Below are 13,487 nucleotides of genomic sequence, written 5' to 3'. Positions count from 1 at the left end.
AAGTTGGAAGCCTCGCCCGTGGCGCTTTAGCGCTTAGGGCGGGGAGCAGTCACTCAGGCTCATGCACGGACCAGATGCAAGGCGCTCGCTTATTGATTTATAATGCTCTTGCCCTGGGTCGCCACACTCCTGATCTCATGACTTGAAAACGGTGCAACAAAACAAAACTTGCTGAGCATTTGTTGCAGCAGCATACGCATAATAGCCAAAAATAACTTAAAATGTATGATGATATTAAACGAAAAAAACTAGTAAACACACGGTATTCAAAGGGTTTATGGAATGGGCAGCTCTACCCGCGCTTTTCATTAGCTCCCATGTTAGACGTAACTGACCGCCACTTCCGTTATTTTCTGCGCCTACTCAGTCATAAAACCCTGATGTACACAGAAATGGTCACCACCGGCGCTATTCTGCACGGCAAAGATCCAGAGCGCTTTCTGGATTTTTCGGCAGAGGAGCAGCCCATCGCCTTGCAACTGGGCGGCAGCAATCCCGAGGATCTGGCACGCTGCACCGAAAAAGCAACCCAGTGGGGTTATGATGAAATTAACCTGAATGTGGGTTGTCCCAGTGATCGGGTACAGAACAATATGATTGGTGCCTGCCTGATGGCACATCCAGATCGGGTTAGCCAGTGCCTGCAAGCTATGCAAGCGACCACTCACCTGCCCATCACCATCAAATGCCGTATTGGTATTGATGATCAGGATGAAGATGCCGATCTGGAAGCCTTTGTGCTGCAGCTAAAACAAGCCGGTTGTGGTATTTTTATCCTCCATGCCCGCAAAGCCTGGCTGCAGGGATTATCACCCAAAGAAAACCGTGAAGTGCCACCACTGAACTATGAACGGGTGTACCGCCTGAAACATCAGCACCCTGATCTGGTGATTGGTATTAATGGTGGTATCAATACTCTGCAGGAATGCAGTCAGCATCTACAACAGGTGGATTCAGTGATGCTGGGGCGTGCCATCTGGAACAACCCCTGGATAGTGGCCGAGGTGGATCAACAGATTTATGGTGAACCCGCTTCCGGTCTGACACGCCATCAAGCCATACGCCAATATCTGCCTTATGTCGAAGAACGGTTGCTGGCTGGGGATCGCCTGAACCCGATGATTCGCCCCCTGCTGGGTGTTTTTCAGGGTGTGCCCGGTGCCCGGCGCTTTCGTCGCCTGCTCAGTGAGCGCGCTCACCTACCCGGTGAAGGTGCAGAGCTGATTGAACAGGCATTACAAGCTGTACCGGAGAGCTTCACCGTTTAATTAAAACCATCAACTCCTATGGATAGACCACTATGACCAACAAAATCTCCAAGCTGGAACAGTTAAAACAAATGACTCTGGTGGTTGCTGACACCGGTGACCTTGAAGCCATCAAACGTTACCAACCCACGGATGCTACCACCAACCCGTCATTACTGCTGCAAGCACTGGATATTCCCACTTATTCACCCTTGTTACAGCAGGCTTGGCAGATGTCCCGCAGTAGTGACACTCCGGTTTATGATGCTTTTGCTGCCCTGCTGGCCTGCCAGGTACAACAACAAGTGCCCGGTTATGTTTCCGTGGAGGTGGATGCCCGTACTTCTTTTGATACCAGCGCCAGCTTACAACGTGCCCGACAGCTGATTAACCTGATTCAGGAACAGGGTGGTGATCCACAGCGCATTCTGATCAAGCTGGCAGCGACCTGGGAAGGCATCCGTGCAGCACAACAGCTGGAGCAGGAAGGCATCCGCTGCAATCTGACCTTGTTATTCGGATTTGATCAGGCACGAGCCTGTGCTGATGCCGGTGTCACGCTGATATCACCCTTTGTTGGCCGTATTCTGGACTGGCACAAGGCACAACAGCCAGATGTCGACTTTAATGGTGAAAAAGATCCTGGTGTACAGTCAGTGCAGCGTATTTATGAGTATTACAAAACCCACGGTTACAACACCATTGTGATGGGTGCCAGTTTTCGTAATACCGGAGAAATTGAGTGGCTGGCAGGTTGTGATCGCCTAACCATTGCACCCAAACTGCTGGCAGAACTGGAAGCCGATTATGGAACACTGGTTCAACGTCTGCAGCCATCACAAACACCGACCAGCAAACCCTCACCCTTGACTGAAGCAGAATTCCGGCTGGGAATGAATCAAGATGCCATGGCAACTGAGAAACTGGCACAGGGTATACGCCAGTTCATAACCGATCTGGAGACCCTGGAAGGTCGCATCAACCAGCAGGCGTCCGCTGTGGATCATTAAAACGGCTGTTCAGGCTGCCCTCAGTGAGTCTGGGGGCATTCCTCCAGCGCCTGTACCACACTCTTGAAGGCTTCCTTGTTATGCTCATTCATTGACATCAGTGTCAGATGGGCATCCAGTACCTGAGAGCGGATGTGAGACTCTGAACCAGCCAGCTGCGGTACTTCTTCCAGCTCTTGCTGGCTGGTCAGCGGGTGATCCAGAATGATGAAATACTGACGAAACCCCATGGACTCCAGCAGCAGGGTAATATCCTTGTTGCTGGATATAATACTGGGTTGCCCCAATCCCTTCACAGAAGCTTTCACAGCAATTTTTGCCAGCAAACCCAGCGTAGTACTGTCCAGGTTATCTGCACGAGACAGATCGATAACAATACTGTTGATGTCGCGGTCATTAAAAATACGCTCAAACAGCTTGTCCAGAGTACAGCAGAGGGTCAGTCGCACATCGCCAACCAGCTTGAGAATATAGGTGTGCTGCGACTTAGCCGACAACAGCTTACCTGTTTGCATATCAACAACCGCTCAAAGTCATCAGGGTCACATCGTCCGGCCAGCCATCGGGGCTATTCGGTAAGCGCTGTAACAGGGAATCAATTTTGCCGCCGGAAGCGGCCACCCTTGCTTTCCATTCTTGCTGCCGAGCTTCCAGACCCTGCCCCGGCAACACTTCCAGCACACCATCACTGGCCATAAACAAACATCCCTTCTCAGGAAAGGTGCAAGTGTAATCCTTGTACCCGGCACCAGGGAAGAGACCCACAGGCATTCCATTCCCTTCCAGCTCTGTCACCTCTCCATCACTGATCATCAGTGGCACAGGTAAATGTGCACCCAGTGTATATGTCAGCAGCCTTGTCTCTGTATCCAGACACCCCATCACCAGGGTCAAATGTTTATCCAGCCCATTGGTGAGCAGTTCTTCATTCACACGACTGCACAAACGTGCCGGACTCATTTCATCTTCTTTAGCATAACGAGAGATAAGATACTTCAACAGTATAGTCACAAAAGCAGAGGATGCCCCATGTCCAGAGACATCAGCAAGATAAAACAGCAGTTTACCGGGGTGGGGTGACCAGAAATCCAAAAAATCACCGGAAAGGTACAAAGAAGGTTGCAACCAGTAATCTAGACGAACACCCTGATATTCCATTGGATTGGCAGGCAACAAACGTCTTTGCACATGATAACCGGCCTGCTGATCAAGCCGCAGTAACTCCAGCGATGTTCTCAGGTCGGCATTTTCCTGCTCAAGACGCTGCTGGTACACCAAACTTGCATCCTCCTGCTCCGGTTTGCTCATGCACACCTCATTGGATTCGTCTGGTAGCTTGCTGCCTGTCTGATGTTCAAACGGTAATCCGCCTTCCCAATCAAATCAAGCGCTCAGCCCACATATTAGACAGAAGATTAATAGGCAAAATCATCATCATCAAAATCAAAATCATCGTCTTCAAGAAATGGATCACTCACCATTTTGCCATCATTGATCAGAAATAAGCGGCGTTGCAGGTAGGTATCACGAATAAAACTGTAACGATCACCCTGGATCAACTTTTCCGCCTCCAGCAGATCAGTACGACGCTGTACCACAAACAAACTGCCCAGACTGTAAAAAATCAATGGATCTTCAATGTGGTACATTGGGTTAAGGTAATAATCAATCGGCAAACCCAATGTATGGGTCAGATTATGGCCGCCCAGAAAAGGCAATACCAGATAAGGACCTTCAGGAACACCCCAGACATTGAGGGTCTGTCCAAAATCTTCTTCACTTTTTTGTAAACCCAGCGGGGTTGCCAGATCAAACACCCCCAGCACCCCAAGGGTAGTGTTCAGGGTAAAACGTACTGCATCCTTACCTGCTGGAACAGGTTTAGCCTGTAACAGGTTATTGGTGAAGTTGGATATCTCGCCCAAATTGGAGAAAAAATTTCTTACCCCAGTGCGCAAAAACCTTGGTGTTACTGCACGATAACCTGTTGCGACGGGTTTTAATATCCAGGCGTCCAGTGTTTCATTAAAAACAAACACCTTGCGATTCCAATTTTCATAAGGATCATGAGGAAGACTGGCATCCACTGAGCCAAAAGGGTCATCTGGCAAGGTGGCTGTATTTGCACTGACATAAACACTGACTGTAAGCAGCAATAACAACAACAGCCGACACCCTTGCCGGAAAAAAAAATGATGCCGCTCTAAACTTACATCCCCGCCATGAATGACGTGCCTTACGGTTTCCTGGGTAATCAATACACGTTTCATTAAAATCTCTTTATTAAAAAATGCAAGCGCCACTTCACTCTTCGGCTGTTTCTTGCTGAGCAGGCAAATCAATCAACCACTGCAGCAACACAGGGTAATAATCCTGCTCCGCAGCATGACTCAGGCACAACTCGGAACGCTTGTAGTTCTGCTGGTTGCCCACCTTGCGACCCAGTTTGATCAAACGACCATTATGAGCACCCAAATCAAACATAAAAGTACGGGCATCGGCATCACTGGCACGCCAGGATTGATACAGGCTGGCAAAATAAAGGCTGGGTGGCCAGTCCAGTTGTTTAACGGCCGCTGCATAATCAAAACCATCCTTGCCACACCAAGGGGTATCCAGCCAGTCCAGTGCATCCTGATAAAAGTTCAGGCTTTCATTACAACGCCCTAGCTTCAGTTTCGGTGATGGTACATAACCCAGCAAACCAGAAATCATACGAATACCTCGCCGGTGTAACCAGTTCACCCACAGGTGCTTGATACGACCGGCCGGCTGGGATTCTCGAAAGGGGCTGAAATGCACCATGCCCATAATCTGCTCAAGCTCTTTTGGATAACGTGCCAGGTAACTGGTCAGCAGCAAACTGCCAAAACCCTGGCCGATCCAGATCTGGCCACCAGGTTGGGCACGCTTGTTCATGGCCGCCACCAGCTTTTGCAGGTCTTCATTGATGACCTGCTCTACACCAAAATCCTTGCCTTTTAAGCCACTGCCATCCAGCCTGCGGCCACGCAGCTCGGCCAGATACACATCATAACCCTGACGTGCCAGTACATAAGCCAATCCGGTGCGGCTTTGTTCGTCATGGAAACAGCGGGCATCATCCATCAGGCCATGCAACATAAACACAGCCCGACCCGGTGTTCTAGCAGGATAAATACGCACCAATTGAACAAACTGCTGGTTAGCTACAGGAATACTGACCCGCTCTTCTATAATGGAAGCGGTTGATGCGTTGTTGTGACTCATTCCTGACTCCGTGGTTTCATCCGCGCATTATCCCATGGTTAAGCGTTGCGATAAACTCATCAACGCACAACCAGTCTGGACCAGGCTTCTTCCAACCGTTTGGCTGAAACCACTTGGGCGGTTCCCAGCTGCTGGGCATAGAGTGAAACTCGATATTCTTCCATTAGCCAGCGGTAATTTGCCAGCTCTGTGGAAACTTCACCCTGCTGCAACAACGCCTGATAACGGGCATCCCAGCGCTGCCAGAGCAGTTCTAGCTCTTCAGCCAGGCGCTGGTCCCGCAACCTGTCACGCGCGGCTTTTTCCAGCCGCAGCTCCAGCCCTTTCAGATAACGGGGATAATGCTTTAACCTGTCTCCCGCCTGCCAGATGAATCCGGGGAAAAACAAACGATCCAGCTGGCGTCTGGCATCCTGAAAGGTCAAAGCCAGCGCCAGATCCAGCTTACCCTTCAACCGTGCCGCTAAGGGCACTTGGGCTTCCAGTGCCGCTTTTGCCAGTTTTACTTTTTCAGTTGCTATTGGCACCCACTCCGCCTGATATTGATCCAGACACTGCTGAAATGTTTCTTCATCCTTCGGCCAGTCTTCTGCAGTACCTCGTAAAAAAGTCTCTCTGGCGCTGGTATTCAGTAGATCATCCAGCAACTGCTGACGAGTACCAATTTTGGTGAACATTAAGGCCAGAGCATTTAATCCGGGAATCTGGGTCTGCAGGTATTTATCTTTTTGTGGCAGGCTTAAACGGATCAACCGCACCAGCCCTTTTTCAGAGGCAAAACGAGCCTTGGCTGCTGTATCAAACAGGGTGACTCCAACACTGCTGCCTTCATCCACCAGCGCCGGAAACGCCTGAATACGAACTCCCGCCTGTTGTTGTTCTAAAACCAGAGGTAATTCACCAAAACTCCAGCCGGTGGCTCCGGTAATTTTTAACTGACCAGCATCCAGTGACTGGGTAGCAGCCTGCATCTGTCCGGCATAATCCCGCCGCAGCTGATCCAGGTCACGCCCTTGTCCCAGCAGTTTGCCTTTTTCTGAAATCACCCGAAAATTCATACACAGGTGATCGGGCAGATCCACTTCGCTCCAAAGGGATTCATCAATCCTGAAGCCGGTGGTTTTATAAAAAAACAAGCCCAGTGCCTTGCCCAGCGGTAAATCATCCGGCACCAGCGCACTTATGGCGGCATCCACATAATCCGGCAAGGGCACAAAGTTTTTGCGGATCTGTTTGGGCAGACCGCGCATCATGGCCAGGCATTTATCACGCAACAAACCCGGTACCAGCCACTGCAGGCGAGCCTCCGGTAACTGGCTCAACATTGCCACTGGCACATCCATGCTGACACCGTCATCCACTTCACCGGGAGCAAAATTGTACACCAGTCGCCACTCTATACCTTTCCAGCTCAGCCGATCAGGAAAAGCCTCTTCTGTGACTTCATCAGCACTGCGTGCCAATAACTCTTCCCGCGTCAGAAACAGCAACTGCGGGTTAACTTGCTCCTGTTTTTTGCGCCAGCTCTCAAAACTGGTACCCCGACAAATATCCGCAGGAATGCGGCTATCATAAAAATCATATAACACCTGATCATCCACCAGAATATCACGCTTACGTGCCTTGTCTTCCAGTGTCTGCACTTCGTTCAACAGCGCCTGGTTATGCGCCATAAACGGCGCTTTGGTGTAATAATCACCTTCCACCAGTGCCGCACGGATAAACAGTTCCCGCGACAACACCGGATCAAGATTGCCGTAATCCACCTTGCGACCAGCCACCAGTGGCAGACCAAACAGAGTCACCTTTTCAAAGGCAGCCACACGTGCGGCCTTTTTTTCCCAGTGGGGTGAAGAATAATCCCGCTTGATCAGGTGTTGTGCCAGAGGTTCTGCCCATTCCGGTTCAATTTTTGCGACCATACGGGCATAAAGCCGGGTGGTTTCCACCAGTTCAGAAGCCATCAACCATTTGGGTGGTTTTTTTGCCAGCTTGGAGCCTGGGTGCACAAAAAACTTGCGATTACGTGCACCCAGAAACTCCTTGTTCTCCTGCTGGAATCCCATATTCGACAACAGCCCCGACAATAAAGCCTGATGCAAGGGCATCTCACCGGCAGGCTGGGTGTTTTCCTGTAGGCCGATTTCTTTACACAGGAGTTTCAGCTGACGATGGGTATCACGCCATTCCCGCATCCGTAACCAGGACAGAAAGTTTTTCTGGCAGTATTTACGTAACTGGCTGGATGAGAGTTCTTGCCGCTGTTCTTCGTAGTGATTCCACAGATTAACCAGCGCCACAAAATCGGAGTTGGGATCTGCCCACTGAGCATGAGCCTGATCCGCTGCTTGTTGATGCTCCACCGGACGCTCGCGTGGATCCTGCAAGGTTAAGGCCGAAGTAATCATCAGCACCTCATGCAGACAATGGCGCTGCGAGGCTTCCAGCAGCATCCGACCCAAACGCGGATCAACCGGCAAACGCGCCAGCTTGCGTCCCAGCGAGGTCAACTCATTCTTGCGTGTAACGGCACCCAGCTCAAACAACAGCCGGAAACCATCCTTGATACTGCGACTGTCCGGCGGCTCCAGAAAAGAAAAATCTTCAATGTTCCCCAACTTTAACGCCAGCATCTGCAGGATGACTGCGGCCAGATTGGTGCGGCGGATTTCCGGCTCGGTATAAGCAGGACGGCTGTTAAAATCCTCCTCACTGTAAAGACGAATACACAAGCCTTCGGCAACCCGACCACAACGTCCGGCACGCTGGTTAGCACTGGCCTGAGCGACCGCTTCCACCGGCAAACGCTGCACTCCGGCACGCACACTGTAACGACTGATTCTTGCTATACCTGGATCAATCACATAACGGATACCCGGCACAGTTAACGAGGTTTCTGCCACGTTGGTGGCCAGTACCACTCTGCGTCCGGTATGCGGCTGGAAAATCCGCTGCTGCTCCGAGGCCGGTAAACGGGCATACAAGGGCAATACCTCTGTACCCCGCAAACGTCCCGCCGTTTGTGCCTTGCGAATTTCGTGTGCCACTTCACGGATATCCCGTTCACCGGGTAGGAACACCAGCACATCTCGCGGGCCATGTAACCAGCCTTTTTTGCGTTCCAGCCCTTCAATATCCTCCAGTGCCTGCAACAAACCCTGCTGCAGGGTTAAATCGGCACTGTCAGGATCATCAGTCAACAGGGGTTGATACAGCATTTCCACCGGATAGGTGCGACCGGAAACCTCGATGATCGGGCAACCGCCAAAGTGTTGTGAAAAACGCTCCAGATCGATGGTGGCCGAAGTGATGATCACCTTTAAATCAGGGCGTTTTGGCAGGATGCGCTTGAGATAACCCAGCAGAAAATCAATATTCAGGCTGCGCTCATGCGCTTCATCAATGATGATGACTTCATAACGGTTCAGGAAAGGGTCTTTCTGGGTTTCTGCCAGCAGGATGCCATCCGTCATCAGTTTGATCAGGGTGTTTTCGCCCTGTTCATCCTGAAAGCGCACCTGATAACCCACCTGCTCACCCAGCGGCACCTGCAATTCCTCGGCCAGCCGTTGTGCCACCGAGCGTGCGGCCAAGCGTCGTGGCTGCGTGTGCCCGATCAGACCACGCGCACCCAGACCCAACTCCAGACAGATTTTGGGTAACTGGGTGGTTTTACCCGAGCCAGTTTCACCGGCAATCACCAGCACTTGATGTTGACTCAGGGTTTCAAGGATTTTTTCCCGGTGTTCACTGACGGGCAAATCAGGGTAAGTCAGGGTTGGCCAGGCCGCTTTGCGGCGCTCCACCTGAGCCACCGAGGCCTGCAGTTTTTCATCCAGCAGTTGTTTTTGCCTGAGGGTTTCAGGTTGATTGGCAGGGGCTTTACGCAGTTGATGCAACTGCCTGCCAAGACGATGAACATCCCTCAGCAGGCATAGCTTCAATAAATCCTGTTCCGGCGTTGGCATGGTGTCTCGCTGTCTGCTCAAAAAGTCAGGCAGTATAAAGGAAAGACTCTCCTTGCAAACACCCTGTTCTCAGGTTGCTTTTTCTTCATCCCGTAACTGACGACGCAACACCTTGCCCACATTGGTTTTTGGCAGCTCATCACGGAACTCAACCAAGCGTGGAATCTTGTAGCCGGTCAGGCGCTCCTTACACCAGTCCCGAATATCCTTCACACTCATATCCTGGTTGCGCGACACCACAAACACCTTAACAGCCTCACCACTTTTTTCATCCTGCACACCCACAGCCGCCACTTCCAGCACATCCGGGTGAGAAGCAATCACGTCTTCTACTTCATTGGGATAGACATTAAAACCCGACACATTGATCATGTCTTTTTTGCGGTCGACAATACGGGCATAACCGTCTTCCTGAATCACCGCCACATCCCCGGTGCGGAACCAGCCATCGGCACTGAGACATTTGGCAGTTTCTTCAGGACGCTGCCAGTAACCCTTCATCACCTGCGGGCCACGCACACACAATTCACCAGGCTCACCCGTCGGCAGGGTGTTGCCCTCTTCATCAATCACTTTTAACTCGGTGCTGGGTACGGCTTTACCGATACTGCCCAGCTGGATGGCATTAGGTGGATTAAACGTTGCGACAGGTGAGGTTTCAGTCAAACCATAACCCTCAGCAATGGCACAACCAGTGACTTCTTTCCAGCGCTCTGCTGCCGCGCTGGTCAAAGACATACCGCCAGAGATGGTCAGCTTCAGGTTGCTGAAATCCAGTGCCTTAAAATCATCACGATTACACAGCGCCACAAACAGGGTGTTCAAACCCACAAAACCTGTGTAGTGATTGTTCTTCAGCTCTTTAACAAAAGCAGGCAGATCACGTGGATTGGTAATCAGCAGGGAATGATTACCCAGCTCCATCATCACCATACAATTCACGGTGAAGGTATAAATGTGGTACATGGGCAGCGGGGCAACCACCGTTTCACCACCTTCATTCAACGCCTGTTTGATCACTTCACGTGCTTGCAACATGTTAGCCACCAGGTTACGGTGGGTCAGCATGGCACCCTTGGCAACCCCCGTGGTGCCACCGGTGTACTGCAATACCGCTAGATCATCCAGTGTGGCCTTGATTGGCACCCAATGGCCTTTACGCCCAAGATGCAGGGCTTTACGAAAAGAGACCGCGTGGGGCAGATGGTAAGCTGGTACCATTTTTTTGACGTGTTTCACCACCTTGTTGATCAGGTGGCGTTTCACAAAAGGATGCATATCACCCAGTTCAGTCACAATCACATGCTTAAGGTGCGTCAGTGTCAGCACTTTTTCTACGTTGTGTGCCATATTCGCCAGCACCACAATTGCACGGGCACCGGAATCATTAAACTGGTGTTCCATTTCCCGCTCGGAATAGAGTGGATTGGTATTCACCACCACCAGACCGGCACGCAGGGCACCAAACACCGCAATCGGGAACATCAGGGTATTGGGTAGCTGGATAGCAATCCGGTCACCCGGTTTCAGATCGGTATGATTCTGCAGATAAGCGGCAAAGTGGCGACTTTTTTCTTCCAGCTTGCCATAGGTAATCATCTTGCCCATGCAAGTGAATGCGGGTTGATCCGCAAAACGACTGCAGGACTCATCAAACACCTGCAGAACGGATTCAAAACGTCCCATATTAATTTCAGTCATCTTAAGCCCTCGCCAGCTTGTTATTATTGGTCAGCAAGTGGTGTCTGGATTCTCAGTATAGTCAAACCCTTGACCAACACACCAATTCAAACGTTTGTTTACTATACTGAGGCAGGCAAAAAAAAGCCAGCCCCGCAGGACTGGCCTATTTTCCTGAGTTGTGCTGGGTGATTAAAGTGTCTTCACCTGATCACGCAGTACAAACTTCTGGATCTTGCCGGTTGAGGTTTTTGGCAGATCACCAAACACCACTGTTTTTGGCGCTTTAAATTTCGCCATATTCTCGCGGCAGAAATCAATAATATCCTGTTCAGTGACCTCAGAATTCGCCTTCAGGGTTACAAAGGCACAGGGGGTTTCACCCCATTTTTCATCAGGACGTGCCACCACCGCTGCCTCAGATACGGCTGGATGACGATACAGCACATCTTCCACCTCGATGGAGGAAATGTTTTCACCACCGGAGATAATAATGTCCTTGGAACGATCCTTAATCTCTACATAGCCATCCGCATGCCAGACCGCCAGATCACCGGAATGGAACCAGTCACCGTTAAAGGCTTCTTCGGTAGCGCGGGGATTTTTCAGATAACCCTTCATCACCAGGTTACCCCGCATAAAAATCTCACCAATAGTCTGACCATCCTGCGGCACTGGCTGCAGGGTTTCAGGATCAGCCACCATCAGGCCTTCCTGCATCGGAGATTTCACACCCTGACGGGATTTCAGGCGGGCTTTTTCAGTCGGTGTACGATCATTCCACTCTTCATGCCAGGCACAGACCACACAGGGGCCATAGGTTTCAGTCAAGCCATACACGTGGGTGACCTTAAAGCCCATGTTTTCCATGCCTTCAATCACTGCCGCAGGTGGCGCAGCGCCAGCTGTCATCACTTTCACTTCATGGTTGATACCCGCCTTCAAGCCAGCATCCGCATTGTTCAGCATGTTCAACACAATCGGTGCACCACAGAAGTGATTCACCTTGTTGTCACGAATCGAGTCATAAATGGCATCGGCACGCACATGACGCAGGCTGACACTGGTGCCCACCGTGGCGGCCAACGTCCAGGGGAAACACCAGCCATTGCAATGGAACATCGGCAGCGTCCAGAGGTAAACCGGATGCTCACCCATATTCCAGGACACGGCATTGGAGACCGCATTCAAATAGGCACCACGGTGGTGATACACCACACCCTTGGGGTTACCAGTGGTGCCAGAGGTGTAGTTCAGGGTAATGGCATCCCACTCATCCGCAGGCATCTTGTAAACAAAGTCTTCATCACCCCGGGCAATAAAAGCTTCATAATCCATTTCACCAATCAGCTCACCGCCTTCATAGAAAGGATCATCAATATCGATCACCCGTGGACGGTTGGCTCCCAACATCTTGATGGCACGGGAAGCCACTTCCGAGAACTCACGATCCACAAACACAATTTTGGCTTCAGCATGTTGCAGGATAAAAGAAATGGCTTCGGAATCCAGACGGGTATTTACAGCATTCAGCACTGCACCACACATGGGCACACCAAAATGAGCCTCAAACAGGGCAGAAATATTCGGTGAAATAAAAGAAACCGTATCACCTTCACCCAGGCCAGCCTTGTTCAGCGCAGAGGCCAGGCGCACACAGCGCTGGTAGGTTTGTTTCCAAGTGGTTTTCTGGTCATGGTGAATCTGAGCAATCCGGTCAGGATATACACTGGCTGCACGCTGCAGATAAGAAATCGGAGTCAGGGCAGCAAAGTTTGCGGCGTTGCGATCCAGTCCCAGATTATAAATATTGGTATGCTGCATGGAGGTGGCCTCTGTTGATTATCATGATATCGGTCATGCTCGTGTAATAAATTTACATGAGGATTATTTAGCTTTATGCTGCAGTGCAAAAACATACAACTCTTGTCGTATTACAACACAACCTAGCAAGCGCTCGACTGGCTTTCTATAATGCCAAGAGTTACCATCCTTTGCCAAGAGACACAGATCAAAAACCAACAAGGAAATCTTTTTATGACCACACTGGAAAACCGCCCCTACGACACCCTGAGCATTGGTGATTCCGCCACTTTTGCAAAAACCCTGACTGAACGCGAGCTGGTACTTTTTGCCGCTGTATCCGGTGACGTGAACCCGGTGCATCTGGATGCCGAGTTTGCCAAAACCAGCATGTTCGGTGAGCGCATTGCTCACGGCATGTGGTCCGGCTCATTGATTTCTGCTGCCCTGGCTACAGTACTACCTGGCCCCGGCACCATTTATATGGGTCAGGAACTCAGCTTCCGCCGCCCGGTAAAACTGGATGACAC

Annotated in this window: 10 protein-coding genes; 3 read left to right on the top strand and 7 right to left on the bottom strand. The window is 50.9% G+C overall.

The genetic code is table 11. The annotated features are described in order from the left end of the window. Positions 1-221 precede the first annotated feature (221 nt). Positions 222-1,268, top strand: coding sequence for a tRNA dihydrouridine(20/20a) synthase DusA (gene dusA / locus IBX50_RS11530; protein ID WP_366930718.1), 1,047 nt, complete (start codon positions 222-224; stop codon positions 1,266-1,268). Positions 1,269-1,300: 32 nt separating this feature from the next. Then, positions 1,301-2,257: a transaldolase gene (gene tal / locus IBX50_RS11525; protein ID WP_292255998.1), complete on the top strand. Its 957-nt coding sequence runs from the start codon at positions 1,301-1,303 to the stop codon at positions 2,255-2,257. A 20-nt stretch (positions 2,258-2,277) separates the two neighbouring features. Here tal and IBX50_RS11520 read toward each other — a convergent pair whose 3' ends face one another. The 7 genes from IBX50_RS11520 to IBX50_RS11490 form a co-directional block, all read right to left on the bottom strand. Continuing rightward, positions 2,278-2,772: an STAS domain-containing protein gene (locus IBX50_RS11520; RefSeq protein WP_292255996.1), complete on the bottom strand. Its 495-nt coding sequence runs from the start codon at positions 2,770-2,772 to the stop codon at positions 2,278-2,280. Between the two features lies 1 nt (position 2,773). Further along, positions 2,774-3,565 (bottom strand): PP2C family protein-serine/threonine phosphatase, encoded by a 792-nt coding sequence (locus IBX50_RS11515; RefSeq protein WP_292255994.1) that lies wholly within the window; start codon positions 3,563-3,565, stop codon positions 2,774-2,776. Between the two features lie 107 nt (positions 3,566-3,672). Then, positions 3,673-4,527, bottom strand: coding sequence for a VacJ family lipoprotein (locus tag IBX50_RS11510; protein WP_292255992.1), 855 nt, complete (start codon positions 4,525-4,527; stop codon positions 3,673-3,675). Positions 4,528-4,561: 34 nt separating this feature from the next. Continuing rightward, positions 4,562-5,506, bottom strand: coding sequence for an alpha/beta hydrolase (locus IBX50_RS11505; protein WP_292255990.1), 945 nt, complete (start codon positions 5,504-5,506; stop codon positions 4,562-4,564). A 59-nt stretch (positions 5,507-5,565) separates the two neighbouring features. After that, entirely contained in the window at positions 5,566-9,474 is a 3,909-nt protein-coding gene (gene hrpA / locus IBX50_RS11500) for an ATP-dependent RNA helicase HrpA (protein ID WP_292255988.1), read from the bottom strand. A 69-nt stretch (positions 9,475-9,543) separates the two neighbouring features. Next, the gene (locus IBX50_RS11495; RefSeq protein ID WP_292255986.1) at positions 9,544-11,175 is read right to left on the bottom strand and encodes an AMP-binding protein; all 1,632 of its coding nucleotides are present in this window, start codon (positions 11,173-11,175) and stop codon (positions 9,544-9,546) included. Between the two features lie 171 nt (positions 11,176-11,346). Beyond that, the gene (locus tag IBX50_RS11490) at positions 11,347-12,978 is read right to left on the bottom strand and encodes an acyl-CoA synthetase (RefSeq protein ID WP_292255984.1); all 1,632 of its coding nucleotides are present in this window, start codon (positions 12,976-12,978) and stop codon (positions 11,347-11,349) included. Between the two features lie 213 nt (positions 12,979-13,191). Here IBX50_RS11490 and IBX50_RS11485 point away from each other — a divergent pair. Continuing rightward, positions 13,192-13,487, top strand: a 296-nt coding sequence (locus tag IBX50_RS11485) for a MaoC family dehydratase (protein WP_292255982.1), incomplete at its 3' end; no start/stop codon positions are given.

The organism is Marinospirillum sp. (genome assembly GCF_014859565.1).
This window is presented reverse-complemented; position numbering and strand designations above follow the sequence as displayed.

What these genes read in the sequence shown, in the direction of transcription:
- dusA (WP_366930718.1), top strand. Translation starts at nt 222, where the DNA reads ATGTATGATGATATTAAACGAAAAAAACTAGTAAACACACGGTATTCA.
- IBX50_RS11515 (WP_292255994.1), bottom strand. Translation starts at nt 3,565, where the DNA reads ATGAGCAAACCGGAGCAGGAGGATGCAAGTTTGGTGTACCAGCAGCGT.
- IBX50_RS11520 (WP_292255996.1), bottom strand. Translation starts at nt 2,772, where the DNA reads ATGCAAACAGGTAAGCTGTTGTCGGCTAAGTCGCAGCACACCTATATT.
- IBX50_RS11510 (WP_292255992.1), bottom strand. Translation starts at nt 4,527, where the DNA reads ATGAAACGTGTATTGATTACCCAGGAAACCGTAAGGCACGTCATTCAT.
- IBX50_RS11495 (WP_292255986.1), bottom strand. Translation starts at nt 11,175, where the DNA reads ATGACTGAAATTAATATGGGACGTTTTGAATCCGTTCTGCAGGTGTTT.
- IBX50_RS11505 (WP_292255990.1), bottom strand. Translation starts at nt 5,506, where the DNA reads ATGAGTCACAACAACGCATCAACCGCTTCCATTATAGAAGAGCGGGTC.
- tal (WP_292255998.1), top strand. Translation starts at nt 1,301, where the DNA reads ATGACCAACAAAATCTCCAAGCTGGAACAGTTAAAACAAATGACTCTG.
- hrpA (WP_292255988.1), bottom strand. Translation starts at nt 9,474, where the DNA reads ATGCCAACGCCGGAACAGGATTTATTGAAGCTATGCCTGCTGAGGGAT.
- IBX50_RS11490 (WP_292255984.1), bottom strand. Translation starts at nt 12,978, where the DNA reads ATGCAGCATACCAATATTTATAATCTGGGACTGGATCGCAACGCCGCA.